Annotated in this window: 22 protein-coding genes; 8 read left to right on the forward strand and 14 right to left on the reverse strand. The window is 57.9% G+C overall.

The features are described 5' to 3' along the window. Positions 1–66: 66 nt before the first annotated feature. Complete coding sequence (locus tag ACQKPC_RS05575) at positions 67–1,116, reverse strand: LacI family DNA-binding transcriptional regulator (RefSeq protein WP_427623497.1); 1,050 nt, start codon at positions 1,114–1,116, stop codon at positions 67–69. A gap of 180 nt (positions 1,117–1,296) precedes the next feature. On the opposite strand from ACQKPC_RS05575, the gene ACQKPC_RS05580 reads away from it, so the two are divergent. Genes ACQKPC_RS05580 through ACQKPC_RS05595 form a run of 4 tightly spaced genes read left to right on the forward strand, consistent with a single transcriptional unit; the run spans position 1,297 to position 4,876 of the window. Next, complete coding sequence (locus ACQKPC_RS05580) at positions 1,297–2,409, forward strand: fatty acid desaturase family protein (protein ID WP_427623498.1); 1,113 nt, start codon at positions 1,297–1,299, stop codon at positions 2,407–2,409. A gap of 36 nt (positions 2,410–2,445) precedes the next feature. Next, positions 2,446–2,766, forward strand: a complete 321-nt coding sequence (locus ACQKPC_RS05585) for a MocE family 2Fe-2S type ferredoxin (RefSeq protein WP_007904516.1) — start codon at positions 2,446–2,448, stop codon at positions 2,764–2,766. Positions 2,767–2,784: 18 nt separating this feature from the next. Continuing rightward, positions 2,785–4,026, forward strand: a complete 1,242-nt coding sequence (locus tag ACQKPC_RS05590) for an NAD(P)/FAD-dependent oxidoreductase (RefSeq protein ID WP_427623499.1) — start codon at positions 2,785–2,787, stop codon at positions 4,024–4,026. Position 4,027: 1 nt separating this feature from the next. Continuing rightward, positions 4,028–4,876, forward strand: a complete 849-nt coding sequence (locus ACQKPC_RS05595; RefSeq protein ID WP_427623500.1) for a sugar phosphate isomerase/epimerase family protein — start codon at positions 4,028–4,030, stop codon at positions 4,874–4,876. Positions 4,877–4,994: 118 nt separating this feature from the next. On the opposite strand, the gene arsN2 is transcribed toward ACQKPC_RS05595, so the two are convergent. From arsN2 to ACQKPC_RS05655, 12 genes are all read right to left on the reverse strand, one after another. Continuing rightward, positions 4,995–5,444, reverse strand: coding sequence for an arsenic resistance N-acetyltransferase ArsN2 (arsN2, locus tag ACQKPC_RS05600; protein ID WP_116265249.1), 450 nt, complete (start codon positions 5,442–5,444; stop codon positions 4,995–4,997). 130 nt (positions 5,445–5,574) lie between these two features. Next, entirely contained in the window at positions 5,575–6,057 is a 483-nt protein-coding gene (locus ACQKPC_RS05605; RefSeq protein WP_427623501.1) for a GNAT family N-acetyltransferase, read from the reverse strand. 190 nt (positions 6,058–6,247) lie between these two features. Beyond that, on the reverse strand, positions 6,248–7,156 hold the full coding sequence (locus ACQKPC_RS05610; RefSeq protein WP_427623502.1) for a MurR/RpiR family transcriptional regulator: 909 nt from the start codon (positions 7,154–7,156) through the stop codon (positions 6,248–6,250). 126 nt (positions 7,157–7,282) lie between these two features. Beyond that, a complete protein-coding gene (locus tag ACQKPC_RS05615; protein WP_007904480.1) occupies positions 7,283–8,047 on the reverse strand; it encodes an ABC transporter ATP-binding protein in 765 nt (254 codons plus the stop codon). 18 nt (positions 8,048–8,065) lie between these two features. Beyond that, positions 8,066–9,178, reverse strand: a complete 1,113-nt coding sequence (locus ACQKPC_RS05620; RefSeq protein ID WP_427623503.1) for a succinylglutamate desuccinylase/aspartoacylase family protein — start codon at positions 9,176–9,178, stop codon at positions 8,066–8,068. Between the two features lie 9 nt (positions 9,179–9,187). Next, positions 9,188–9,886 carry an ABC transporter permease gene (locus ACQKPC_RS05625; RefSeq protein ID WP_007904476.1) on the reverse strand — a complete coding sequence of 233 codons (699 nt, stop codon included), beginning with the start codon at positions 9,884–9,886 and terminating at the stop codon, positions 9,188–9,190. Positions 9,887–9,898: 12 nt separating this feature from the next. Beyond that, on the reverse strand, positions 9,899–10,588 hold the full coding sequence (locus ACQKPC_RS05630; protein WP_032830789.1) for an ABC transporter permease: 690 nt from the start codon (positions 10,586–10,588) through the stop codon (positions 9,899–9,901). A gap of 105 nt (positions 10,589–10,693) precedes the next feature. After that, positions 10,694–11,470, reverse strand: a complete 777-nt coding sequence (locus ACQKPC_RS05635) for an ABC transporter substrate-binding protein (protein ID WP_063343350.1) — start codon at positions 11,468–11,470, stop codon at positions 10,694–10,696. Positions 11,471–11,849: 379 nt separating this feature from the next. Further along, entirely contained in the window at positions 11,850–12,680 is an 831-nt protein-coding gene (locus tag ACQKPC_RS05640) for an alpha/beta fold hydrolase (RefSeq protein ID WP_008011081.1), read from the reverse strand. 247 nt (positions 12,681–12,927) lie between these two features. Continuing rightward, a complete protein-coding gene (locus ACQKPC_RS05645) occupies positions 12,928–13,896 on the reverse strand; it encodes an MBL fold metallo-hydrolase (protein WP_427623505.1) in 969 nt (322 codons plus the stop codon). 49 nt (positions 13,897–13,945) lie between these two features. Continuing rightward, positions 13,946–15,148, reverse strand: coding sequence for an NAD(P)/FAD-dependent oxidoreductase (locus ACQKPC_RS05650; protein ID WP_427623506.1), 1,203 nt, complete (start codon positions 15,146–15,148; stop codon positions 13,946–13,948). 243 nt (positions 15,149–15,391) lie between these two features. Continuing rightward, positions 15,392–15,784 carry a response regulator transcription factor gene (locus tag ACQKPC_RS05655; protein WP_427623507.1) on the reverse strand — a complete coding sequence of 131 codons (393 nt, stop codon included), beginning with the start codon at positions 15,782–15,784 and terminating at the stop codon, positions 15,392–15,394. Between the two features lie 295 nt (positions 15,785–16,079). On the opposite strand from ACQKPC_RS05655, the gene ACQKPC_RS05660 reads away from it, so the two are divergent. The 4 genes from ACQKPC_RS05660 (at position 16,080) to ACQKPC_RS05675 (ending at position 24,236) form a co-directional block, all read left to right on the forward strand. Continuing rightward, on the forward strand, positions 16,080–17,015 hold the full coding sequence (locus ACQKPC_RS05660; protein ID WP_218396514.1) for a LysR family transcriptional regulator: 936 nt from the start codon (positions 16,080–16,082) through the stop codon (positions 17,013–17,015). A gap of 226 nt (positions 17,016–17,241) precedes the next feature. Further along, positions 17,242–22,713: a trifunctional serine/threonine-protein kinase/ATP-binding protein/sensor histidine kinase gene (locus ACQKPC_RS05665; protein ID WP_427623508.1), complete on the forward strand. Its 5,472-nt coding sequence runs from the start codon at positions 17,242–17,244 to the stop codon at positions 22,711–22,713. 156 nt (positions 22,714–22,869) lie between these two features. Further along, positions 22,870–23,478, forward strand: a complete 609-nt coding sequence (locus tag ACQKPC_RS05670) for a lecithin retinol acyltransferase family protein (RefSeq protein ID WP_427623509.1) — start codon at positions 22,870–22,872, stop codon at positions 23,476–23,478. Between the two features lie 107 nt (positions 23,479–23,585). Continuing rightward, positions 23,586–24,236 carry a response regulator transcription factor gene (locus ACQKPC_RS05675; RefSeq protein WP_427623510.1) on the forward strand — a complete coding sequence of 217 codons (651 nt, stop codon included), beginning with the start codon at positions 23,586–23,588 and terminating at the stop codon, positions 24,234–24,236. Between the two features lie 304 nt (positions 24,237–24,540). Here the strand turns inward: ACQKPC_RS05675 and ACQKPC_RS05680 are convergent, their stop codons facing one another. After that, positions 24,541–25,464 carry a LysR family transcriptional regulator gene (locus ACQKPC_RS05680; protein ID WP_063343356.1) on the reverse strand — a complete coding sequence of 308 codons (924 nt, stop codon included), beginning with the start codon at positions 25,462–25,464 and terminating at the stop codon, positions 24,541–24,543. Between the last annotated feature and the right edge of the window lie 133 nt (positions 25,465–25,597).

Raw genomic sequence — 25,597 nt, forward strand, 5'->3', positions numbered from 1 at the left:
GCTCCCTCGCCACAGGTTTGGTGTGCCTGCGAAAGTGTGTGGATATTCTCGGTACCCCTCACAGGTTCAGCCTCGAGCGTTCTCTGAGGTCACGATCTGCAACGGAATATGGATTCGATGCCGTATCGGATCGAAGTCCGGCGTGGTCTGCAGCTCGACCAGCAAGTCGACCAGTGCTGCCGCCAGCAATCGCGGCTGAGAGTCGATCACCAGGCTGATCAATCCCTGATCCAGCGCTTGTCGCGACAGCTCGGTCGACTCTTGCAGAATGCAGCACAGCGACGGCTGCTTCGGTAGCTGCGACAGGGCATTGATGACCCCGTCGCCGCCACCGCCGACCACGCACAACCCCCGCAAGTCGTCATGCCGTGCCAGCAGGTCCAGCGTCGCCTCTTCGGTGATGTCGCAATTGTCCAGATTGATCACCGCTTCCAGCAGCCGCAACCCTGGGGCGCGCTCCGCCAGGTAGCTGCGCAGCCCCTCGACCCGCGCCTGATGGCCAAGAAAACGGTGGCCGCCGAGCAACACCCCGACGCTGCCTTTACGGGCGCCGCACGTGTGCGCCATCAGCCAACCCATGGTGCGTCCGACCTCGTGATTATCCTGGCCGACATAAGGCTCATCCGCCGCCTCATGAATGTCCGACAGCATCGCGATCACCGGCACGCCGGCCTCTCTGATCTGCGCGATGGCGGCATTGATCAGCGGATGCGCGAAGCTGACCACCGCCAGACCATCGCACTGCACCGCCAGTTGTTCGATCTGGGCAATGATCGCGCTGGGCGTGCGATCGAAGACGTACTCGAATTGAATGCTCAGGTTGGCCCCAGCCTGACGCTGCGCCGCCTCGGTGATGGCGGCGGCAACATTGCCATAGAACGCCTGGGCGGTACCGAGCAGCAGGATGCCGAAACGATAGGTGGGACGCCGTTCGCGGATCCGCTGGCCGATCAGCCTGGCAGCGAAATAACCGACGGCTTCGGCGGCCTGGAATACCTGCTCGGCGGTGTCCGGGTTGACCGGAGCCCTGGCGTTGAGCACCCGGTCGACGGTGGCGACACTCAAGCCAGCGTGTTCGGCAACGGTGGCGATGGTTGGGCGTTTAGTGTTGTTCATGGCAGGTCCCGCAAACGCTTTGATAGAAAACTATCAAGCTTCAATGGGCCTGGATGATAGCTTGATAGGGAATGTATTCAAGGGCTTGAGGGTGATTTCTGCGCTCTCTATATTTTCCCCAGCGATGTGATCCCGCGTCGAAAAGTGCCTAAAACAATCAAGCTTGCGGAGAACAATAAAATGCCTGAACAAAACGCAGCCTTTGAAAACCCCGGTAAACCCAAGCCTCGGGATTATCGATTGACCGGCCCCGAAGCCGCCCGAGCGGCGCAAAAAGGCCTGGTATCGGCAAGCTGGTACCAATCCCCCATTTCTCGTAAACGCATGAAGGAATTGATGCAGCGCCGCGATGGCCCGGCCTTGCTGGATACCGCAATCTGGCTATCGGCGATGGTCGTCACCGGGTTCGGCGGTTACTGGTTCTGGGGCTCCTGGGCCTGCGTTCCGTTCTTCTTCGTCTACGGGCTGCTTTACGGCACGGCGTCCAATGCCCGTTGGCACGAAGCGGGTCACGGTACGGCGTTCAAGACCCGCTGGATGAATGATGCGGTCTATCAGCTGTCGAGCTTCATGTTCATGTTCGAACCCCAAGTCTGGCGCTGGAGTCATGCACGGCACCACACCGACACCGTGATCGTCGGCCGCGATCCGGAGATCGTCGAACCACGTCCGCCAAGCCTGATCAATATGGTGCTGAGCCTGTTCAGAATGCCTTACGCGTTGAACACGATGTGGTCAGTCTGCAAGCACGCGGTAGGGCGGATGGGTGAAGAAGAGCAGACGTTCATCCCCGAATCCGAGTGGCCCAAGGTGGTGAGGGACGCACGCGTCTGGCTAGCGATTTATGCGCTCACCGTGGGCACTGCGCTTTATCTGCAGAGCTGGTTGCCGCTGATGTTTATCGGCCTGCCGACCCTCTATGGCGGTTGGCTGTCCTACCTGTTCGGCCTGTCGCAGCATGTCGGCCTGGCTGAGGACGTACTCGATCATCGCAGCAACTGCCGCACGATTTGTATGGGCCCGGTGCTGCGCTTCATGTACCTCAACATGAACTATCACCTTGAGCATCACATGTATCCGATGGTGCCGTTTCACGCGCTGGCACAACTTCACGAGGAGATCCGCCGTGACTGCCCGCCGCCTTACACCAGCCTGTTCGAGGCCTTCAAGGAAATCCTCCCGACTATCTGGAAGCAGCGCAAAGACCCGACGTATTTCGTCTCTCGTCCTTTGCCACAACGCGCAGCGCCGGCCGCCAACGTCCAGGCAGAACCTGAAGTAACGCCGGCCTGACACCTTCCTGTGTGTACCACTACAAGAGAAAACGCCATGACCGATCAATGGATCGATGTATGTGCCGTGGACGATATCGACGATGAAGATGTCATTCGTTTCGACCATGGCCAGCACACCTATGCCGTCTACCGCTCCGCTAACAGCGAGTTTTTCGCCACCGCGGGCCTGTGCACCCACGAGTCCATCCACTTGGCTGATGGTTTGGTGATGGACCATGTCGTCGAGTGCCCCAAGCACAACGGGCGTTTCGACTACCGCTCCGGCAAAGCCCTTGGCGCACCGGTGTGCGTCAATCTCAAGACCTATGAAGTCCGGGTCGAGGCGGGGCGTGTGCTGCTCGCCATCACGGTTTAACTGCACGGAGTCTGTGCCATGAATCCTGCCAATGCTCCACTGGTCATCGTTGGCGCCGGGCATGCGGGTGGCCGTGCGGCCCTGACCCTGCGCGACGAAGGTTATAGCGGTCGCCTGATTCTGATAGGCGACGAGTCCCACACGCCCTATGAACGTCCGCCGCTGTCCAAGGGGCTGTTGCAGGGCACGGTCGATCTGGCGGGTTACAGTCTGTGCGATACCACTCAGCTCGCCGAACTGGGCATCGAACACCTGGCGGGTAACCCGGTGAAATGCCTGGATCCGCAGCAGCATCGTCTGCAATTGGCCGACGGCAGCTGGCTGCATTACGCCCGGCTGTTATTGGCGACGGGAGGGCGGTCGCGCAGACTCGCCTCGGTGCCCGAGCACCTGCTCAATGTGCTTTATCTGCGAACCCATGACGAGGCGCTGGCATTGCGCGCTTCGTTGCAACCTGACGCCCGGGTGGTGATCATCGGTGGCGGCTTCATCGGACTCGAAGTCGCCGCCACCGCCCGGGCCTTGGGTTGCACCGTGACCTTGCTCGAGGCCGGACCGCGTTTGGCGGGACGGGTGTTGCCGGAGCAACTGTCCAGTGTCCTGCTGGACCTGCATCGCAGTCAGGGAGTGGATGTCCGGCTGAATGTGGCGATTGAGGCGGTGCAGGGCACTACTCATGTTGAGTCCGTGCAACTGGTCGACGGCGAGTTGCTGCCCTGCGACCTGGTGGTGGTGGGCATCGGCATGCAACCCAACACCGAGCTGGCCACGGCCGCAGGACTTGAGGTCGGCCAGGGCATTCGCGTCGATGCCCAACTGCGCTCCAGTGCGCCGGACATCTTTGCGGCGGGCGATGTCTGTGAGTTTCGTCTGCACCCGCAAGGCGTTTTCCAGCGTCAGGAAACCTGGCGCAACGCCGAGACCCAAGGTCGTCACGCCGCCCTGAATCTGTTGGGCGGCGAGTTGCCCTTCGAGGTCATTCCCGGTTTTTGGTCCGATCAATACGACTGGGGACTGCAGACCGTGGGCGTGATCGCAAACACACAACCCACGGCGAGCCGGACAACCCCCGGTGGCGGTTTCCTGTTGTTCTACCTCGATGCCGAGCAACGTCTGCAAGGTGCTTGCGGCTGGGGGCAGGGGAATAGCATCGCCAAGGACATCAAGCTGTGCGAACGGCTGATCGCTCACCATAACCCTCTCTCGGTGGACGCTCTGGCCGACGTCGATGTACCGCTCAAACAACTGCTGAGGAACTGACATGCGTGAATTCCTGGTCTTTCAGTCCCAGTGGGCCATGCAAGATCACCGCGGCCAATGCGACCTTTCCCTGGAAGCGCAAGTGGAGAAAATCGCCGCTGCCGGCTTCGACGGGATCACCGACCATTTTTGGGTCGCGCCACATGCCGCACGCCTGCATGCCGCCGCCAAGGCGCAGGGCCTGCAAATCGAAGGGCAGGTGTTCCCCCGCACCGTGGATGATCTGGCGGCAGCGATCGATGTCGCGGCCCGCTACGGCTGCCACCACCTCACGCTGCAAGCAGACGTGCGGCCGCGCACGTTGAAGCAAGCTATCGAACTGATCGAAGGCTGGCAGCGTCTGGCCGAGCAGGTGGACTTTCCCGTTCTGCTGGAAACCCACCGTTATCGCCTCACCAATGACCTGTTGTTCACCCTCGACATTCTCGAGGAAATGCCCAATCTCAAACTGTTGGCCGACTTGTCCCACTATGTCGTGGGCCGCGAACTGTCAGAGCCGGCCACTGCCGAGGACGACGAACAGATCCACACCATCCTGCGCCACAGTTGGGGTTTTCATGGTCGTGTCGCCAACGGCGAACAGGTCCAGGTGCCCCTGAGCTTCGCCCAGCATCGACCCTGGCTGGAGCGTTTCCTGGGTTGGTGGCGCTATGGGATCGAAGATTGGCTGGCCCGACCGAACACGCCCGCCAGCTTGTCATTCACCTGTGAACTCGGCCCACCGCCTTATGCCATTACGGGTGCCGACGGACGCGACATCACCGATCGCTGGGCGGAGGCGATGATGCTTAAGGATGTGATACGTGAAGTTTGGAATGACTGCCGGGCGGGGTCAAATGATGGGGGGTGATTTAATGCAGGAGTGGTCGTAGGGCGGGCAGCTATCGGCCCCTAAGCTGCCTGTCAGCATAGGCAGAAATCGGCCAGGAAAAGACACACGCTCTCTGATCCAAAATCGTATCGATGACTTACTCAGTACAAGAGGGAACGCTTAATGTTTTTCGTAAGTAGCTCGCCGACGCAGGACACAAATGCTTGAACTGGGCTGTTTGATTGATTGCGAAAGGCGCCTCCCCCCTATCAAGCAGTTCATAGCCGTTGGCTGCGAAAAATCCAGCGGCGCTTTGCGTCAGCAAGTGCAATCGGGTCACACCTTGGGAGGTAGCAAATCGTTCTAGCTCAGACAACACTGCTTTGCCCAGCCCCTCTCCACGACGCGCCTCGCAAACGACGATTGAACGAAGCAACATATCTGGACCAGAACCCTCGAGTCCTCCATAAGCTACCCATTTGCCATCCATTTCGAAACGGTAAAACTGTCGCCCGGGCTCGCTTACATCATCGTAAGGCAATGATGCTTGACTCAAAGACTCTCGAAGCTGATTCAAACCGCTCACATCTATTTTAATCATCTGCATGATCAGCCCTTTTATAATGTTCAAGCACTCAATGCTAGCAGGTGAATCGCCCCGTATTTCCTGACACCGTTGAATGTCTTCTCATGGCCCAGAGTGTGTAAAAACGTACGTCGAGGTGCATCACATCCAGCTAGCAAGCTGGGCCAACCGGCGGAACGCTCTGACGAACATAATAATTGTCGAATTCACTGCTTTCGACGAATTGGAAGCCATGGCGGGTATAAAAGCGATTCGAAGCGCTTTCTTTGAGAGCACCAACTTTAATAGGGAGCGCAGCCGCATCCGCCTCTTTGAAAATCTGTGTGAGAACTGCAGAGCCTATCCCTGATCCTTGCGCGCTCGGTCTCACATACAAGTGGTCGAGCAAGAGTTCATTGTGGTGATGCTTGACCACTACAAAACCAACCCTCTCTCCAGATACCTCAATGTAGTGTGTGTTGTGGGCTTCAAAACCGCCAAGAAACCGCTCTCGCGCACGCACTGGATCAAATCGCCCAACACGCTCCAGACTTTCGCGCATAGCCTCAATTCGAATGGCTACAAGATTATCCAAGTCGCTTTGTTGAGCCAGGACCAAAACGACTGGGGAATTTTGATTGGGTGTGACGGGCATATTTTGCGCTCTAACTACCATCCAGGGATGGCCAGTATAGAGAGCCTGATATGTGGTTCCACTATCACTGCTTGATGGAATTTGCCGTCAAGCTATCTACGGAACCCGAGGCGATTCAGCATGTGGGTAGCGAAGAAAACATCTCCAGACCACTCCCGCACAGGTCTATCAGGTAAAAACCAGAACGGAATCACTTTTTCGGTGGTTTACCGCTGGCAGGGATGTGCAGGTACGACATCACGCTTTCAGTCAGTTCGGTTGCCAGTTTGACCGCTTCTTTATTGCGCGCCATCACGCCGGCGACCAAGCCTTCGATCAAGGCCAGCACGGCGATGTTGGAACTGGTCAGCACCGGGTGATCGCAAGGCGCAAACAGCGTGTGCTCGGCAATGCCGGTGAGCGGCGAGGCGGGTGAGTCGGTAATGGCCAGCACCGATGCGCCACGTTCATTGGCGAAGCGTGCCAGTTGCAGGGTGTCGAGGGAGTAGCGCGGCAGGGAGATCGCCAGCAATACGTCCTGGTCGGTGATTGCGGCCAGACGGTAAGCGGCGTTTTCGTTGCCGCCTTCCATGCTGATTGCCGTGGCGTCCGCACAAAAGGGCATCAGGGTCGAGGCGGCAAGACCGGCGAAGTAAACACTGTTGCCGAACCCCAGAATGTAGATTTTGCGTGCCGTGGTCAGGCGAGTGACGAAAGCTTCAAAGGTGTCGGCGTGGTTGTTGCTCGCCGCAGTGGCCAGGTTGCTGCTGGCGCTCTGGAGTTGTTCATGCAGGCCAAACGCGCCACCGGGGCGATGGGCAAGTTCGTTGCGCAGTTTGTCGACCGGCGACACCATCTGCTGCAACGTGGTGACCAGCTCGGCCTTCATGCCGCTGTAGCCACCGAGGTCCAGTGCTTTGGCCAGGCGGTTGACGGCGGCGGGTGAGGTCAATGTTTCGTGAGCCATCTCCTCGATGGTCAGTGTCGCGGCCTTGAGCGGGTGACGCAGGATAAAGTCCGCCACCTTGCGCAGTGACGGCGGCAGTTCGGAAACGATTTCCGTCAGTTTGCGCATGACCGGCGCGGCATAGACAGTGGTGTCTTTCGATGGGGTTGGCATATCCAGCTCAACAGTTCCTGAAGGTGAAAGAAGGGCTGTGCCTGATGCCCTGACAAGGTTGGCTGGAGTGTATCCCAAGCCTGCCTTGTCAGGGCAGCGCCGAGCCGTGGAGGGTGGGCGGCGGTCTTACTTCAAACTCCCGGACAGAAACTGCTGGAGGCGTTCGGACTGCGGGTTGACCAGCACCTCACTCGGGTCGCCGCGCTCTTCAACAACGCCCTTGTGCAGGAACACCAGTTGGTTCGAAACCTCGCGGGCAAAGCCCATTTCGTGAGTCACCACCACCATGGTGCGGCCTTCCTGCGCCAGATCCTGCATGACTTTAAGCACCTCGCCGACCAGTTCGGGGTCGAGCGCCGACGTCGGCTCATCAAACAGCATCACTTGCGGCTCCATCGCCAGTGCGCGGGCAATGGCCACGCGCTGCTGCTCGCCACCGGACATATGCGCCGGCCAGGCGTTCATGCGGTGGGCTACACCGACTTTATCAAGGTAGTGCTCGGCCTTTTCCCGTGCCTCTTTTTTGCCCAGGCCCTGCACATGCACCGGGGCTTCCATGACGTTTTCCAGAGCGCTCATGTGTGACCAGAGGTTGAAGTGTTGAAACACCATCGATAGCTGTGAACGCATGCGTTGCAACTGCTTGGGTTCGGCCGCCTTCAGCCCGCCAAGCTTGTTGGCTACCAGCTTGAGCGGTTCGCCATTGAGTACGATATTGCCCGCATTGGGTTGCTCCAGCAGGTTGATGCAGCGCAGGAACGTACTTTTGCCAGAGCCGCTGGAACCGATGATGCTGATCACGTCACCGGCCTGTGCTTGCAGGGACACGCCCTTGAGCACCTGGTGCGCGCCGTAGCTTTTATGCAGGTCTTGAACTTCGAGTTTGTACATGGTTTTAACTCTCTGGAATCAGTCGCTGAGCAAGCGACCCTGGCGAATGGGGGTAGAACCGGCAACTTTGGCCAGCCACAATCCGGGCTGGGCATAGCGCAGCCGTTCGCGGGCATAGAGAATCCCGTCGGTGCTGGCGCGCACCACGCTATGGCGGTCGGTCAGCGGCTCGATGACCTCGAATAGCGGATCGCCGACCTTGACCTGCGCGCCCAGCGGTTGCAGAAAACTCACCACACCCGGATGGGGCGCACAGGCGTACTGCGCGCCGGCGAATGGCATGGCCTGGCAATGGCTCGGCGGTGCCGCTGGCCAGTCACCGCTGATCAGGCCTTGTTCGGCGAGATACCCGAGAATGGCTTGTGCACTGTCGACGCATTGCCCGCGCTCGGTGTCTGCCATGCCACGCAATTCGATGGTGGTGGCCATGCACGCCAGGGGAATATTGGCTTCAGGAAACCGCTCAGCCAGGCGTAACCATGCAATTGCGCAGGCTTCGTCGAAGGCACTGCCGCCCGCATCTTCGGCCAACAACGTGACCCCGGCGCCGAGGCGAGCGGCCAGTGACTGCAAGCGTGGCCAATGTTGCGGCATCGCATACAACAACATGATCGATTCGAAATCGCAGTGCAGGTCCAGCACCACATCGGCGTCACAGGCATGCTGCAGCAACAAGCGACGCAGGCCGTCGAGTTCCGAGGTCGGTGCTGGCATGGCGGCGAGGGCATCGCCCATGGCACGGCGGATGAGTGCGACGTTGGCGTCGGCATCGTCTCCCAATTGGCCTTCCAACAGGGGTGCAACGGTATCGACCAACTCCGGGAACTCGCGATTGAAGTTCTTGCCGCTGGAGAACTCAAAGCGCCCCTGATGGGTGGCCTGGAACATCTGGGCGATACCGATCGGATTGGCCATTGGCACCAACTCGATCACCCCGCTCAGGCGGCCTTGTGTTTCCAGTTCCAGAAGACGGCGCTTGAGCTCGACGGCGACGCGCATCCCCGGCAACTCGTCGGCATGCAATGACGCCTGGATGTACGCTTTGCGTGCTCCACTGCCAAAACGAAACAGCGTCAGCGTGCGTTCGGTGCCCGATGCACTCCACGGCAAGCGGTATTGAATGTGCTCCATAACAGCTCCTTAGTACTTGCGCGGTGCCAGATACGCCAGCCAATGGCGCTCGGCCAACTTGAACAGGCGCACCAGAATGAAGGTCAGGGCGAGGTAGATGAGCCCGGCGGTGATAAACGCCTCGAACGGTAGATAGAACCGCGAGCTGACAGTCCGCGCGGCTCCGGTGATGTCGACGAGGGTGACGATGGAGGCCAGGCTGGTGGTTTGCAGCATCATCAGCACTTCGTTGCTGTACTGCGGCAATGCCCGGCGCAAGGCCGACGGCATGAGAATGCGGCGATACAGGGTCAGGCGTGACATGCCCATGGCCTTGGCGGCTTCGATCTCGCCATGGGGGGTGGATTTCAAACTGCCGGCCAGCAACTCTGCGCTATAGGCACTGGTGTTGATCGCGAAGGCCAGACAGGCGCAAAAGGTGGCGCTGGAGAGGTAAGGCCAGAGCACGCTTTGGCGCACGGCTTCGAACTGCGCCAGGCCGTAATAGATCAGGAACAGTTGCACCAGCATCGGCGTGCCGCGAATCACGTAGGTATAGAGCCAGGCCGGGAAGTTGATCAGCGGTGATCGCGACACCCGCATCAGCGCCAGTGGAATGGCCAATACCAAACCCAGGGCCAGGGAAATGAATAGGACTTTGAGGGTCAACAAGGCGCCATTGAAGTACAGCGGCAGGTTTTCCCAAATCAGGTTGTAGTCGAGAATCATGGGCGGCTCCCCTCACAATTCGGCGGCTTTGATGCCGACCGAGTAGTGTTTTTCCAGATAGCGCAGCACCAGCAAGGACAGGCTGGTGAGCATCAGATACAGCGCCGCTACCGCGAGGAAAAACGTGAATGGCTCGTGTGTGGCATCCGCTGCGTTCTTGGCTTTGAACATCATGTCCTGCAAGCCGATCACCGAGATCAGCGCGGTGGATTTGGTCAGTACCAACCAATTGTTGGTGAACCCGGGAATGGCGAAACGAATCATCTGCGGTACCAGAATTCGCCAGAACACCTGCGCACCGCCCATGCCATAGGCCACGCCGGCCTCGGCCTGACCTTTGGGGATCGCCATGAAGGCGCCGCGAAAGGTTTCCGAGAGGTAGGCGCCAAAAATGAAGCCCATGGTGCAGACGCCGGCGATAAAGGGGTTGATGTCGATATAGCGGGTGTAACCGAGCGCCAGGGCAATGCGGTTCACCAGATCCTGGCCACCGTAGAAGATCAGCAGGATCAGCACCAGGTCTGGAATACCGCGAATCAGGGTGGTGTAACTTTCCCCGAGCACGGCCAGCCATTTGAGTGGTGACAATCGGAATGCCGCGCCGATCAGCCCCAGGGCAATTGCCAGGGACATGGACGTCAAGGCCAGGTTTATGGTCAGCCAGGCGCCATCGAGAATGCTCGATCCGTAGCCGTGGAGCATCATGAAGTTCCTCAAGCAAGCGCCGCGAGGCGCGCAAGACAAGCCCCGACAGACGCCTGCGATGGGCCGTCGCCGGGTCAGGGGTCAGGGGGGCAGGGGTAAGGCTTACTCGCCGTAGATATCGAACGCGAAGTACTTGGCCATCACTTGCTGGTACTTGCCATTGGCGCGAATGGCGTCAATCGCAGCACTCAGGCGCGCAACGTTGGCACTGTCGCCTTTGCGCACGGCAATCCCGGCACCCCGGCCAAAATACTTCGGATCGTTGATGTCGGGTCCTGTCAGTGCGAAGCCCTGGCCAGCCGGTGTCTTGATGAAGCTCTCATCGGTGTTGACGATGTCGGCGAGGGTGGCGTCCAGACGACCCGAGGCGAGATCGAGGAAGGCTTCATTTTGTGAGGAATAGCGCACCACGACGACGCCGGCTTTTTCCAGTTGCTCGGTGGCAAAACGATCGTAAGTCGAGGAGCGCTGCACGCCGATTTTCTTACCCTTGAGGTCCACCAAAGGGTCATTGATCAGGTTACCGGCCTTCATCGCGAACTTGCCCGGTGTGTGGTAGTACTTTTTGCTGAAATCCACGGACTTCATCCGGTCTTCCGTGATCGACATCGACGACAGCACGGCATCGATCTTGCGCACTTTGAGCGACGGGATCATGCCGTCGAACTCCTGAATGACCCACTCGCATTTGACCTTCATTTCTTCGCACAAGGCGTTGCCGATGTCGTAATCGAATCCGCTGACGTTGCCCTCTGGTGTCTTGAAGGAGAAGGGAGGGTAGGCGGCTTCGATACCGATACGCAGGCTGTCTTCGTCGGCATGTGCCAGGAAGCTGAAAGCGCATAGCGCCAGAGCACCTAGAAGTTCTGTCTTGTTCATATTGTTGACTCCTTGGAGGGCATTTGGGGGTACGGGTGCCCGCCATCCGGGTTGGCGCGGCGGATCAGTCCTGTGATCGGCGAGACTATAAATGACACAATAAAAATCAATGTGCAATGCTTGTGAAAATATTCATATCAGTTCGTGGCGTGGCAAAGCGCAACAGTGCCCGGTTGGCGCAGGCACTGGTGACCGGTTGTGCGGGGGATCACAAAGATTGTTTCGGGGGGGCGAATGACCGTTTTTTGCTGTGGATTCAACTGGTCGATGCAACAGATTGGCTAAATCTTTCAGCGGGTGTTTCGTCGTTCAGGGTTTTCCAGCACCAACCATTTCAGACGCCGCGACGGCGATCAGATCGCCGTCACGAGGTTAGTGCTCAACCGCGAATGAACGCCAACAAATCGGCGTTGATCTGATCCGCGTTGGTCGTCGGCATACCGTGGGGAAAGCCCGGGTACGTCTTGAGCGTGGAATGCTTCAATAGTTTGGCCGAAAGCGGTGCAGAGTCGGCAATCGGCACAATCTGATCATCCTCTCCATGCATGACCAGTGTGGGCACCTGAATCGCCTTCAGGTCTTCGGTGAAGTCGGTCTCGGAAAACGCTTTGATGCAGTCGTAATGAGCTTTTGCACCGCCCATCATGCCTTGCCGCCACCAGTTGTCGATTACGCCTTGTGAAACCTTCGCCCCGGGTCGATTGAAACCGTAGAACGGTCCCGATGGTACGTCCAGGTAAAACTGCGCGCGGCTGGCGGCCAGTGCCGAACGGAACCCGTCGAACACTTCCAGAGGTAAACCGCCGGGGTTCTTCTCTGACTTAACCATGATGGGGGGAACCGCGCTGATCAGTACGGCCTTGGCAACGCGTCCCGGTTTTGCTCGAGCGGCGTAGCGCGCTACTTCACCACCACCGGTCGAATGGCCGACATGGATCGCACCTTTAAGGTCGAGCGCATCGGTCAGCTCGATGACATCGGCGGTGTAGGTGTCCATTTCGTTGCCCACCCAGGTTTGGGTCGAGCGCCCGTGACCGCGGCGGTCGTGCGCGATCACCCGATAGCCTTTGAGCAAGAAAAACATCATCTGGTTGTCCCAGTCGTCCGCGCTCAATGGCCAGCCGTGGTGAAACACGATGGGCGTCGCGTCTTTCGGACCCCAATCCTTGAAGAAAATCTCGGTGCCGTCTTTGGTCGTAATAGAGTTCATAGCGCGCATCTCCTTGTGATCTGGTTTGTGTTGGGTTGTAGAGGGCTTGTCAGCGGCCTGCGTCAACCCGGAAAAACTGGAAAGCGGAACCAACAAACTGGCGGCCACTACTGCTGAACTTGTCAATATGGCCCGACGCTGGAGATCTATCTCCCGATTGGAGTCTTTCATTGGCGGTCTCTCGATCATGTGTTGTTGCTCAGGGAGATTCGTGCCTCCGTGAACGCAGGCGCAACCCGACAAGCGATCAGTAGTCCCAGAAACCCGCGACCCAACGAAAGGCGTCACCGTCCACTGCCACCCGGCCAACGGAGGGGAAGGGCAGGTGAGTCGCCACGAACAGCTCACCGCTAGCCGCCGCCTCTTGCAACAGGCGGACACGAACGCGAACCGACTCCTCAGGATCATGTTCAAAGCCGTTATGCCAGTCGGGGTGTTCGAAGGCGACCGGGAACAGGGCGTCGCCCGCGAAGGTCAACCGCTCGCCGCCGGATGTCACGTAGACCACGCTGTGCCCTGGGGTGTGGCCACCGGTGAGCTTGACGACCACGCCTGGTGCCACCTCATACTCATCCTCGAACGTGCGCACCTTGCTGCGGTATTCGTTAATGAACTGATTGGCCGTTGCCCGCAGCACGTCCGGCACCGGCGACGGCATGGCGGTGAGGGAGAAATCGGGCGACTCCCAGAACGCGACCTCGGTGGCTGAAACGTGGATGCGCAGATCCGGACGCAGTTGGCTCTTCACCTCATCGACCAGCAGCCCGCCAATATGGTCCATGTGCATATGGGTAATCACCACGTCGGTCACGGACGAAAGATCGATACCGGCGGCCTTCAGTCGTTTGGGGAACTGCCCGGCCCGCGGAAAGCCGGGGAACTGCCCGCCCAGTCCCGCGTCGACGAGGATGAGCTTGTCGCCGCTGCGCACCACCAGTACGTTCAGCGCCCAATCGAACGCGTCCGGCCCCAGGAACATGTCCTTGAACCAGGCCGCGCGGGCGGCCGGGTCGGCATTGGTGGACATCGTCTCGGTCGGCAGAGGCAGCACTCCATCACTGACCACCAGCACGTCAATCTCGCCGATCCGCAGCGCATAGCGCGAAGGAACCAGCTCCTCGGACCCCGTGTTGTGCAAGCTCATGTTTGACTCCTGCTGAGCGTTCCTTTTCTGTGTTCCATCCTTTTGGGAGGGTTGGTTCAACTGCATTGTCATGGTCCTTCTCCTATTGCTTGGGTCACGTCGGGTTCAGGTGGAGGGGGCTTCAAGCCACAGGAATCATCGGGTCGGCAGCTGCCAGGGCGGCGGCCCGATCAGCTACCGGCGGGTAGATCCACTGGGTGTTGATCTGCGTCTTGAGCTCCTTGGCCGTTTCCTTGACCAACTTGAGCTGACGATCCCAGCCTTCAGTAAACACCGCGCCCCAGGCGCCCAGATCGAGGCAGGTCACGTACTTGGGCTGACGGTAGGGGGTGGGCGCGACACCGAGCAGGTCCGCAGCGACGTTATTGCCGGCGTGACGGCCTAGAGAAATCGCGTGCTGGCAAGACATTGCGGCGAAGTTGCCGAGGTCGTCGGTGGCGGCATAGGCGACGTCTCCAGCGGCGTAGACATGCTCCTGGCCGAGCACCTTCAGGTTCTCATCGACGTGCAGGCGCCCCTGGACATCGCGCACGCTGGAAATCTGTTCGGTCAGCGGACTGGCGCGGAAGCCGACGGTCCAGATCACTGTTTGGCTCTCGATGCGGCGACCATCGGCGAGGGTAACGCCGTTGGCGTCCACTGCGGTCACGCTGGCGTTGACCACCCATTCAATGCCCAGGTATTCGGACGCCTCGATGATTGATGGACGAATTCCCTCACCCATGGTTGCGCCGATCTGAGGCGCACGGTCGATGATGATCACGCGGATGTCCTGATCGTTACCGAGCAAGGACCGCAGGCGCGCCGGCATCTCGGTGCCGGTCTCGATACCGGTGAAACCGCCACCGGCGACCACCACCGTGTTGCGGGCAACGCTGGAGGGACGGTTCTTGAGGGATTTGAGGTGGTTCTCCAGGCGCACCGCGGCTTCGATCTGATCAACGTCGAAGGCATGGGCGTCAAGGCCTGGCACCGTCGGACGGGCTAACTGGCTGCCAGCGGCAAGCACCAGGCGATCATAGGTCAATGTGCTCCACCGGCCAGCCTCATCGCGATAGCCAACAGTCCTTCCGAGGTCATCAATGTGCTCGGCGGTGCCTTTGATGAAACGCACACCTACCGAGTCGAACAAGCCATCCAGTGGAGCGAACATTTTGTGCACGTCGCTTTCGTAGAAGCGGGGACGGATGCGCAATTGCGCCTGGGGTGCCAGCAGCGTGATTTCCACGTCGCTACGACTGTGCTTATCCAGTAGGCGGGCGGCGCTCAATGCACTCCACACACCACCGAACCCCGCACCAATAACCAGAATATGCTGTTTCATTAGTTGTTCCTCAAAAAGGTTTTCAATGTTCTTGAAGTTGTTCTTCAAGTTTGGTGGAGCGATACATAGGCGCCGAAGTTCCAGGTATCTATGTTGAATGCAGCAGGTCGCCCGCTGTGGATTTATGTTATGGCTGGATTATTTTTGGCGCACTTCTACATCGGTTCAGAAAAACTATACGTCAGGGGTATGGGTATATACGAAGGTTTGTATTGGATGCTAAAGAGAACTTTCAGAGCGCTCTCAGTTCTGCTGGAGGAGGGCTGTTTCGATGTAGTTCAGAAGCTTATTGGCGTCACAAGGTTTAGGCAGACAGGCAATCAGCGCAGGCGTATTGGTGCCAAGGGGGGGGAGGGCTTCAGGGTAAGCCGTGATGAATATAGTGGGAATGTGAAAGCCCATCGCGACGAGCTGCTTGTGAAGCTCCAAACCGCTCATTCCCGGCATCTGGATATCGGAAATGAGGCAATGTGTTTGAGCGGGGCCGTTCGTGTTGAGAAACTCCAGAGCGCTGCAATAAGTTTGAACTTTGTAACCGCTGGATCGCAGCAAGCTTTCAAGCGCTGTCCGGACCGAGTCATCATCATCGACGATGGCGATAATCATTGAGTTGCGTATTGGTGTGTCTTGCTTCATTTGGGACCCTCGTGACAGCTTTGGCCGTTATTACAACATACGCCGACTTATAAAGTGTTGAAGTATACCAATGTATAATCTGCTAAGACCAAAGTGTGGGGGAACTTGGAAGTTCGATGAAATCACCCAAGTTGGTCTTGTACTACTGGGTCGCGATTGCGGGCATACCCACGTACAAGGCTGCGCAACCAAGGGATACATCGGTTGAACCTAGATACAAGTGACGGCTTGCTGTTGGGCTGCATAAGCTTGAACTCCCTTACTCATGCGGCCTTGTGCCTGGGCGGTGAACGTGATGAACAGAAATGATCTGCGGCGTGCCGACATCAATCTGTTGATTGTCTTCGAAACAGTGATGTGCGAGCGCAACGTTACCCGGGCCGCAGAGAAACTTTTCCTGTGCCAGGCCACTATCAGCAGCGCCCTCGGGCGACTGCGTTCGATGTTCAATGATCCGCTGTTCATCCGCACTGGCAGGGTGATGGAGCCGACTGCGCGCGCAGAAGAAATTCATGCGCGGCTGACGCCAGCATTGGATGGCATCGCTGTCGCCTTGAGTTGTGCCCAGGCGTTCGACCCACTCACCAGTGACGAGACCTTTCATATCGGACTCTCTGACGATGTCGAGTACGCGCTGCTTCCACGTTTGATCAAGCACCTGCGAGATGAGGCGCCAAACATCACGCTGGTAGTGCGTAGAGTGGACCATCGGCAACTACCCCAATTGCTGACCTCGGGAGAGATTTCCGTGGGTATCAGCTTCGCCCAGGAGTTGCCGGCCAGTGCCCATTGCAAAAGCCTGCGAGCGATGCAGCCAATGCTATTGCGCGCCGATTCGGACCCTGGCGCCCTGGAGCTGGATGACTTTTGCAGACGGCCTCATGTGGTTGTCTCGTCGATGGGAAATGTCATCGACGATGCCGACCATGCCCTGAGTCTGGTCGGTCGGCAGCGCAGGGTAGTCCTGGCTGTTCCGCAGTTCAGTGCCTTGCCCGCTTTGCTCGCCGGCAGCGACATGATTGCGATCGTACCGGACTACGTCGCCCGGGCCATGGCGCGAATGGAAGGGATGCGCGCCGACTTTGCGCCGTTGGCGCTACCGGCGCCGGACTTGTCCATGGCCTGGCGCGGCGCAGCCCACAACGACCCTCGGGAACGCTGGTTGCGTTCGTGCTTCTGTCGCTATCTCGGTCAACATCAAGAGCAGCCCGTGCCTCTGGCCGTAGCGTGACTTGAGGCTACGTTGTTCCGTGAAGCGTCCCCCCGTTAGCTTTATCACTGGCATTGATCTTTGTGCTGCCGGTGGGCTGGGTCAAATCCAGGTTCTAATGGTGCTGGAAGCTGTTGTAGGCTATTGCGGCGGCATCGGCATGTGCGGCGCGACACTGGATACCGCGTGACGGCAATGTGCGGCAGTCAAGAACCTACTTATTGTTCCCGCTCCGACGGATAACAGCATGCAAATACTATGGAACGATGGCGAGCGTACCTTCTGTCGAGAGTTACGCTCGGGTGTGGAAGGCAACCGCAATGTTCTGGTTGCACGACCTGCTGCTGAACAACCGCTTCCGGCTTGTCTTGGCCGTTTCGTCCACGAGTTTGGCCTGAAGGACGAACTGGATGGCTCTTGGGCTGTGCGTCCGCTTGAGATGGTGCGAGAAAGTGGGCAGATGTATCTGCTGCTGGAGGATACGGGTGGCACGCCGCTTGTGCAGCTGCTGGTTGCCCCCATGGAAACGCCAACTTTTCTGCGTCTTGCCATTAGCATCGCGCAGGCATTGGGAAAGCTCCACCAGCGCGGACTCGTCCATAAAGATATCAAGCCCTCTCATATTTTGGTGAACTGCTCCGACGGTCAGGCCCGGCTTACAGGGTTCGGCCTCGCCTCGTGGCTACCGCGTGAGCGACAGGCGCCTGAGACTATCGCCGGCACGCTCGCCTATATGGCACCTGAGCAGACCGGCAGGATGAATCGCTCGATCGATTTGCGCAGCGACCTCTATTCCTTCGGCGTCACGCTTTACCAGATGCTCACGGGTTCGCTGCCGTTTACGGCATCTGACCCGATAGAGTGGGTGCACTGCCATATCGCCAAACAACCGCAGCCACCGAGCGTGCGGGTCGAAACCGTCCCCGATGTGCTTTCCCGGATTGTCATGAAGCTGCTCGCCAAGACTGCTGAGGAGCGCTACCAGACGGCTGCGAGTGTTGAACACGATCTGCGGCAATGCCTGGCAGACTGGGAGTCCTTGCGCCACATCAATGCCTTTGCGTTGGGTGAGCAAGGGACATCCGATCGGCTGATGATTCCCGAGAAACTCTACGGGCGCGAGCATGAGGTGAGTACCTTGATCGCCGCGTTCGATCGGATCATCGCCAGCAGCGCGCCGGAACTGATGTTGGTCACCGGCTATTCCGGTATTGGCAAATCCTCTGTGGTCAATGAGCTGCACAAAGCGCTGGTCCCACCGCGAGGACTCTTCGCAGCTGGCAAGTTCGATCAATACCGGCGCGATATTCCCTATTCGACGCTGGTGCAGGCCTTTCAAAGCCTGGTGCGCACGCTGCTAGGCAAGAACGACACTGAGCTGGCGCAATGGCGTGACGCATTACAGAACGCACTGGATGCCAACGCGGGGCTCATGACCGACCTCATTCCCGAACTGAAGCTCATCATTGGTGAGCCGCCACCGGTGCAGACACTTGAGCCTCAACAGGCGCAACGCCGTTTCCTCCTGGTGTTCCGGCGCTTTATCGGTGTATTTGCCCGGGCGGAGCATCCGCTTGCCCTGTTCCTGGACGATCTGCAGTGGATCGACGCGGCAACGCTCGACCTGCTGGAGGATCTGTTGACCAGCTCGGATGTGCGGCATCTGATGCTGGTGGGTGCCTACCGCAGCAATGAGGTGAATGTCACGCACTCACTAACGGGCAAACTTCAGGCCATTCGGAACGCGGGGGGCAGGGTAGATGAAATCACGCTGGCGCCGCTCGCGAAGGGACACATTGAGCAGTTGATTGCGGATGCGCTTCACGACGAGCTTGCGCACATCGAGCCCCTGGCGCAGTTGGTGCTGGACAAAACCGCCGGCAACCCGTTCTTCGTGATCCAGTTTCTGCAAACCCTCGCTGACGAACAGCTGCTGACTTTCGATCATCAAGCAAGGCAGTGGTGCTGGAGTCCGGAGCGCATCCATGCCAAGGGCTACACCGACAACATCGTGGACCTGATGGTCGGCAAGCTGACCCGCTTGCCGGCTGAAACGCAACTGGCATTACAGCAGCTTGCCTGTCTGGGGAACGTTGCCGGGACCACGACGCTTTCGACCGTTCTGGACATCCCCCAGGCACAGATCCGCACGGTATTGTGGGAAGCCGTACGCCAGGAGTTGGTTCAGCGGCTGGAAGGCGCTTATGGCTTTGTTCATGACCGTATTCATGAAGCGGCCTACTCACTGATCCCCAAGGGGGCTCGCGCCGAGGCTCATCTGCGAATAGGCCGGCTGCTCGCAGCGCAGACGCCCTTGCAAGGGCTGGAGGAGGCGATCTTTGACATCGTCGGCCAGCTCAATAGCGGCGCTGTGCTGCTCACCGATCAGGCCGAGCGGGAGCAATTGGCAGAGCTCAACCTGATAGCCGGCCAGCGCGCCAAGGCGTCAACGGCCTATGCTTCGGCGCTCAACTATCTCACCACGGGCGCGCAGCTGTTGGACGACAGCTGTTGGACGCGTCTCCATGGGTTGATGTTCGCGCTGGAGTTGAACCGGGCCGAATGCGAGCTGCTGACCGGGCAGTTATCGGTCGCGGACAAGCGCCTGGCGGCGCTGTCGGATCGCGCCACGACTATGATCGAACGAGCCAATGTCGTGTGCCTGCAAATGGATGTCTACCTGCTCATGGATCGCAGCGATGGCGCGGTCGCTGTCTGTCTCGCCTATCTGCGGCATGTGGGCATCGAGTGGTCGGCCCATCCGAGCGACGATGAAGTGCGCCAGGAGTACGACCATATCTGGTCGTTACTGGGCGATCGGCAAATCGAGGAACTGATCGATTTGCCGCTGATGGAGGATGCGGGCTCCCTCATGACCGTCAGCGCTCTGAGCAAGCTCTTCCCGCCTGCCTTGCAGACGGATGCAAACCTGACGGACCTGTTGATCTGCAAGGCGATCAGCCTGAGCCTCGAAGGGGGCAACTGCGATGCTTCATGTGTGCATTACGCCAATGCATTCAGAGTCGCCGGACGGCGTTTCGGCGACTACCAGGCGGGATTTCGATTCGGCCAACTCGGCTGCGAACTCGTTGAGCAACGAGGCCTGAAGCGATTTGAAGCCAGTACCTATCTTTGTTTCTCGAATTTTTCCGTGCGCTGGATGAAGCCTGTAGGGCAATGCCGCGACCTGCTGCACCGCTCATTTGCTGCGGCGAACCGGATCGGTGACTTGCCATATGGTGCTTATGCGGGCAATAGCCTCACCTCCGACGCTCTCTTCGCCGGCGAGCCATTGTCCGAGGTACAGGACGAAGCCGAACGTGGCTTGGCTTACGCCAGGAAAGTGCGGTTCGGGCTGGTTACCGATTTCATTGGCACACAACTGGCGCTGATCCGGATGCTCCGGGGTTCGACGCCAATATTCGGTTGTTTTGATGATGGACAGTTTGACGAGCCAGGCACCGAAGCCCACCTGTCCAGCAATCCGGACCTGGCATTGGCCGAGTGCTGGTACTGGGTTCGCAAATTACAGGCCTGCTACATGGCCGACGACCCCAAGGCGGCCATGCAAGCCGCCGCAAAGGCACAGCAGTTGCTATGGGCGTCATATTTGTTCTTCGAGGAAGCTGAGTTTTACTTCTATGACGCGCTGGCTCGTGCCCGATGGTGCGACAGTGTCCCGGTGGACGAGCGTGCACAGCACTTGATCGCAATGGCGACGGATCACCGGCAACTCCAGATCTGGGCTCAACAGTGCCCAGAGAATTTCGCGAGCCGGGCCGCGCTGGTCGACGCCGAGATCGCCCGCGTCGAAGGACGCTTGATCGAGGCCGAGTTGCTTTACGAACAAGCCGTCCACTCGGCGCAGAAGAGCGGCTTTGTCCATATCGAAGCACTTGCCAACGAACTGGCGTCTCGCTTCTACGCGGCTCGCGGTCTTGGGAAAGTAGCCCGCGTTTACTTGCAAGACGCCCGCTACGGCTACCTGCGTTGGGGCGCTGATGGCAAGGTGCGGCAGCTTGAGGCGCGGTATCCGTTGCTGAGGACCGAAGAGCAAACGCTCGGCCCGACAACTACGATGGCTGCACCGGTCGAACACCTCGATCTGGCCACCGTGATAAAGGTCTCGCAGGCCGTGTCGGGAGAGATCGTCCTGGAAAAACTCATCGACATGATCATGCGCACAGCCATCGAACAGGCCGGTGCCGAACGAGGCGTGTTGATTCTGTCGGACACGGGTGAGCACCGCATAGCAGCGCAAGTGACCACTGGCAGCCATTCGATGCAGTTGCGCGATGAGCCGATGACTTCGGCACTGCTGCCGGAGTCACTGCTCTACCATGTCCTGCGCACGGGTGAGAGTGTTTTTCTTGATGATGCCCTGACCGAGGCCCCATTTGCCGAAGACCCCTATATACGTCGGCACCACGTCCGATCGGTTCTCTGCCTGCCGTTGATGAACCAGGCCAAACTGACCGGTGCGCTCTACCTCGAAAACAATCTGACCGCCCGTGTGTTCAGCCCATCCCGGATTGCCGTGTTGAAACTGGTGGCCTCACAGGCTGCTATTTCGCTGGAAAATGCCCGTTTGTACCGCGAGGTTGCCGAGCGCGAAGGGAAGATTCGACGTCTGGTAGACGCCAACATCATCGGGATCCTCGTCTGGAACGCCGACGGTGACATCGTCGAGGCCAATGATGCGTTTCTTCGCATGCTGGGATACGAGCGAGAGGATCTTGTCTCGGGCTGTCTGCGCTGGAGAGATCTGACAACACCGGAATTTCGTGAAGTCAGCGAGCACTTTCTGGCACAAGCCGTGCGGACCGGCTATGCCCAACCCCACGAGAAGGAATATTTCAGAAAGGATGGTAGCCGCCTGCCGGTGATTGTCGGTTTGGCGATGTTCGAAGCCAGCAGCAAGGAAGGGGTCGCTTTCGTGCTGGATCTGACCGAGCGCAAACAGGCGGAAGAAAAAATCCGCGAAAGCGAACGACGCTATCGCGAGGTGCAAACGGAATTGGCCCACGCGAACCGTGTCGCGACCATGGGGCAGCTTGTCGCCTCGATTGCTCATGAAGTCAATCAACCGATTGCAGCGGCCATCCTCAATGCCAACGCCGCGCTGCGCTGGCTGAACGTCCAGCCGCCGGAGATCGAAGAGGTCCACAAAGTACTTGGCAGTCTGATCATGGATGCCAATCGGGCAGCCGATGTATTGGGTCGAATTCGTCGGCATATCCGCAAGGCACCACCGCAAAAGGGCGCGGTGGACATCAACGCGGCGATTCGCGAAATGATCGAGTTCACCCGTGGCCAGATCATGAAAAGTGGGACCTTGATTCGGACTCAACTCAAAGACGGTTTGCCATTTATCGAAGGCGACCGCGTTGAACTGCAACAGGTGCTGCTCAACTTGATCATGAATGCGCTCGAGGCCATGAATGGTGTGAGCGAGGGTGAACGCCAATTGCACATCAGCGCTCTGTTAAATGACGCCGGTTGTGTGCTCGTCAGTGTGAGCGATTCGGGGCCAGGGTTTGCCTCGGAAAACACCGAGCAGATTTTCGCATCTTTCTACACCACCAAGCCCACCGGATTGGGGATGGGGTTATCAATCTGCCGTTCGATCATCGAGGCACATGGCGGCCATTTGTGGGCAAGCGTCAACCGCCCCCGCGGTGCTACCGTTCAATTCACCCTTCCTGTCGAGCATGGTTGAATCTACTGCAGTCTGGTCGCCTGCAACCAAGTGTTCTGTTTAATACTTAGGTTTCGGGGAGGTATATTAATGGTTGCTTAAATTAATCATTTGTACAAATGAAGCTTCGCAGTCCGGGCGATATATTACATATCAAAGGTCTGTGGAGAATGTGTTGTGGATACTCTGGCTATTAAGTTGATAAGTGGGGCTTCATCGCTTCGAGCGGCAATTGTTTTGTGCTTGGCGATAATAGCAATAGATCTTGCCGGGTATATGAAGGCGCTGATGTTTGAAAGTTGTCTGTTTGTCGAGCGCTGCAATAGTAGTAAGTCGTCAAGAAAATCTTCCATGTTTCCATTGGGGTTAATGCCTGTCGAAAAAGATGCAGGTGATTTGCCAATAGGTTCGCACTTGGTTAGCCCGCGTAAATTTTATGCGCATCATGGCATATACCTTGGGCGTGGAGACGTAGCTCATTACTCTGGATTTAGCAGTTCACTCAAGCCAGGTCCCATCGAAGTGACTGACCTTGAAAGCTTCGCAAACGGCAAGCCAGTCTGGTTGATACGGGAATCGTGTGAATATTCAAGCGATGAAATTGTCCGTCGTGCGCATTCTAGAATGGGTGAAAGTCAATACAGGATTCTGTCCAATAACTGCGAGCATTTTTGCAACTGGTGCATTAGTGGGGAAAGTTGTAGTGTCCAGGTCAGGGCGTTTCTCCATTGCCCATGTTATCTGCTTTCTTTTATTTCAGCGTTGGAGCTGTATTTTATTGCATGATTTTTCCCAGTGTTTTCGGGTGGTTATAAGCATGTTTGTGCGCGCGCTTACGCGACGTAAAGTGTTGTGCTAGAATTTTTCCCTCAACCAACCAAAGAGGGCTGTGCATGAACGGAAATCCACCATCCAATGAGCAAAGCAGTAAAGGTTCTATGGTGTTCGTGGTGGATGACGACGCTTCCATGCGCAATGCATTAAGCAATCTTTTACGCTCTGCCGGTATACAAGTCGAGACGTTCGCATCCACTGCGGAGTTTCTTCAACAGCCAAAAACAGAGGGTGCAAGCTGTTTGATCCTTGATGTACGACTTCAAGGTAACAGTGGTCTTGAGTTTCAAAGCCAGTTAGCTAAGTCCAATGCCAGTATTCCGATTATTTTCATCACCGGGCATGGGGACATCGAAATGTCTGTCAAGGCGATGAAAGCCGGCGCGGTGGATTTTTTGGCAAAACCGTTCCGTGAACAGGACCTTCTGGATGCGGTGTCTGCCGCACTGCAGGCCGATGTCAAACGCCGGCAATTTGAGCAGCAGTTTTCAGATCTGCATGCCCACTATCAGACGCTGACAGCTCGTGAGAAAGAGGTAATGGCCCTTGCAGTCAAAGGTCTGATGAATAAACAGATTGCAGGGCAGATGAATCTGAGCGAGATCACCGTGAAAATTCACCGCGGGCATGCAATGAAAAAAATGCACGCAAAGTCGTTTGCTGATTTGGTTCGGATGGCAGAGTCATTAGGGGAGCGTCTTGATCGTTGATCAGAACAACAGGTTTGAATCGTTCCTGATTTCCTGGACGCACCATGCAGGTGTCTTCGAACCGGCTGCGTAACCTCTACCGCGAATCCATATGCGTTTTTACACAGGCTGGCCCGGAAGCTGCCTATCGTGAGGGGTCGCAATCGGTGTCGCACCCGGCTGCACCTCTGCTTGCTGACCCCATAAGCTCCTCGATAAAGGGGTCTTTCTGTGCCAGGTATTCACCCATGCCGCCGGTGTTGCTTGCTTCCAGTTCAAGTTTGAATTCTATGTCAGCGTCTCCAAAGAACCCAGCCAACACTATTCAGTCGAGCGAAGATTCCGGTTCGTCCAGATGATCGATGTGCTTGAAGCGCTCGACCAGAAAATCGATCAGGCTGCGCACTCGCGCCGACAGGTGCAACTGTTGCGGGTAAACGGCATAGACATCGGCGCGGGTCGGTGTCTGATCCTCCAGTACCAGGCGCAGGCGCCCACTGCGCACGTAACGGGCGATGTCCCATTCGGCTCGAAGCAGAATCCCGTAACCTTCCAGCGCCCAATTCAGGGCCACTTCACCGTCGTTACAGCCTAACGCGCCGCGCACTTTGATGTTTTGCGTGCGCCCGCCGTTGGTGAAGCTCCACACGCCGTAGGGCGTTTCGTTTTGTCTCAGGAAGATGCAGTTGTGTTGTTGTAAATCCGCCAAACGTTGCGGCACGCCATGCTTTTCCAGGTACAGCGGCGAGGCGCATAGCAGGCGGCGATTGGATGCGATCTTGCGTGCATGGAAGGCCGCGTCCGGCAGGGTGCCGAAACGAATGCCCAGGTCAAACCCGTGAGTCGCCAGGTCGAGCGGGTGATCGCTGATTTCCAGCTGTATTTCCACCTCCGGGTACTGCGCGAAGAATGCGCCCAATGCGGGGCCGATGTAGCGCCGACCGAAGCCCAGCGAAGCGTTGACGCGAATCAGGCCTTTAGGGGTTGCCCGGCTGCTGCTGAGCAACTGCTCGACCTCATCGATCTGCGTCAGGATGCGGGCGGCATGGGAAAAATACAGTTCACCTTCCGAGGTCAGACTCATTGAGCGCGTGGTGCGGTTGACCAGGCGGATGCCTAGTCGTGCTTCCAGCGCGGTCAGGCGTTTGCTCACCGCCGGTGGTGTCACGCCCAGCTCTCGAGCCGTCGCCGCCAGGCTGCCCTTGTTGGCCAGCAGGTAGAAAAAAGACAAATCCAGTGTCTGGCTCATTGATAACTCAAATTCATCTATGTAGTGATTTGGAGTAACTCACGCTTATTTGCTCACTACATATACTCCGCTCACACCCTGATTGAACACCCCCGTTCGACAGGCACAACAAGAACGTGACGAGAGTGGAGTT

The sequence above is a fragment of the Pseudomonas sp. NPDC089918 genome (assembly GCF_050280605.1).
Taxonomy (GTDB): domain Bacteria; phylum Pseudomonadota; class Gammaproteobacteria; order Pseudomonadales; family Pseudomonadaceae; genus Aquipseudomonas.

Bases quoted from the DNA above. Each gene is read 5' to 3' on its own strand.
- ACQKPC_RS05675 (WP_427623510.1), top strand. From the start codon at position 23,586: ATGAACGGAAATCCACCATCCAATGAGCAAAGCAGTAAAGGTTCTATG.
- ACQKPC_RS05580 (WP_427623498.1), top strand. From the start codon at position 1,297: ATGCCTGAACAAAACGCAGCCTTTGAAAACCCCGGTAAACCCAAGCCT.
- ACQKPC_RS05585 (WP_007904516.1), top strand. From the start codon at position 2,446: ATGACCGATCAATGGATCGATGTATGTGCCGTGGACGATATCGACGAT.
- ACQKPC_RS05645 (WP_427623505.1), bottom strand. From the start codon at position 13,896: ATGACAATGCAGTTGAACCAACCCTCCCAAAAGGATGGAACACAGAAA.
- ACQKPC_RS05660 (WP_218396514.1), top strand. From the start codon at position 16,080: ATGAACAGAAATGATCTGCGGCGTGCCGACATCAATCTGTTGATTGTC.
- ACQKPC_RS05655 (WP_427623507.1), bottom strand. From the start codon at position 15,784: ATGAAGCAAGACACACCAATACGCAACTCAATGATTATCGCCATCGTC.
- ACQKPC_RS05625 (WP_007904476.1), bottom strand. From the start codon at position 9,886: ATGATTCTCGACTACAACCTGATTTGGGAAAACCTGCCGCTGTACTTC.
- ACQKPC_RS05615 (WP_007904480.1), bottom strand. From the start codon at position 8,047: ATGTACAAACTCGAAGTTCAAGACCTGCATAAAAGCTACGGCGCGCAC.
- ACQKPC_RS05610 (WP_427623502.1), bottom strand. From the start codon at position 7,156: ATGCCAACCCCATCGAAAGACACCACTGTCTATGCCGCGCCGGTCATG.
- ACQKPC_RS05640 (WP_008011081.1), bottom strand. From the start codon at position 12,680: ATGAACTCTATTACGACCAAAGACGGCACCGAGATTTTCTTCAAGGAT.
- ACQKPC_RS05595 (WP_427623500.1), top strand. From the start codon at position 4,028: ATGCGTGAATTCCTGGTCTTTCAGTCCCAGTGGGCCATGCAAGATCAC.
- ACQKPC_RS05680 (WP_063343356.1), bottom strand. From the start codon at position 25,464: ATGAGCCAGACACTGGATTTGTCTTTTTTCTACCTGCTGGCCAACAAG.
- ACQKPC_RS05590 (WP_427623499.1), top strand. From the start codon at position 2,785: ATGAATCCTGCCAATGCTCCACTGGTCATCGTTGGCGCCGGGCATGCG.
- ACQKPC_RS05665 (WP_427623508.1), top strand. From the start codon at position 17,242: ATGCAAATACTATGGAACGATGGCGAGCGTACCTTCTGTCGAGAGTTA.
- ACQKPC_RS05635 (WP_063343350.1), bottom strand. From the start codon at position 11,470: ATGAACAAGACAGAACTTCTAGGTGCTCTGGCGCTATGCGCTTTCAGC.
- ACQKPC_RS05575 (WP_427623497.1), bottom strand. From the start codon at position 1,116: ATGAACAACACTAAACGCCCAACCATCGCCACCGTTGCCGAACACGCT.
- ACQKPC_RS05630 (WP_032830789.1), bottom strand. From the start codon at position 10,588: ATGCTCCACGGCTACGGATCGAGCATTCTCGATGGCGCCTGGCTGACC.
- ACQKPC_RS05605 (WP_427623501.1), bottom strand. From the start codon at position 6,057: ATGCCCGTCACACCCAATCAAAATTCCCCAGTCGTTTTGGTCCTGGCT.
- ACQKPC_RS05620 (WP_427623503.1), bottom strand. From the start codon at position 9,178: ATGGAGCACATTCAATACCGCTTGCCGTGGAGTGCATCGGGCACCGAA.
- ACQKPC_RS05650 (WP_427623506.1), bottom strand. From the start codon at position 15,148: ATGAAACAGCATATTCTGGTTATTGGTGCGGGGTTCGGTGGTGTGTGG.
- arsN2 (WP_116265249.1), bottom strand. From the start codon at position 5,444: ATGCAGATGATTAAAATAGATGTGAGCGGTTTGAATCAGCTTCGAGAG.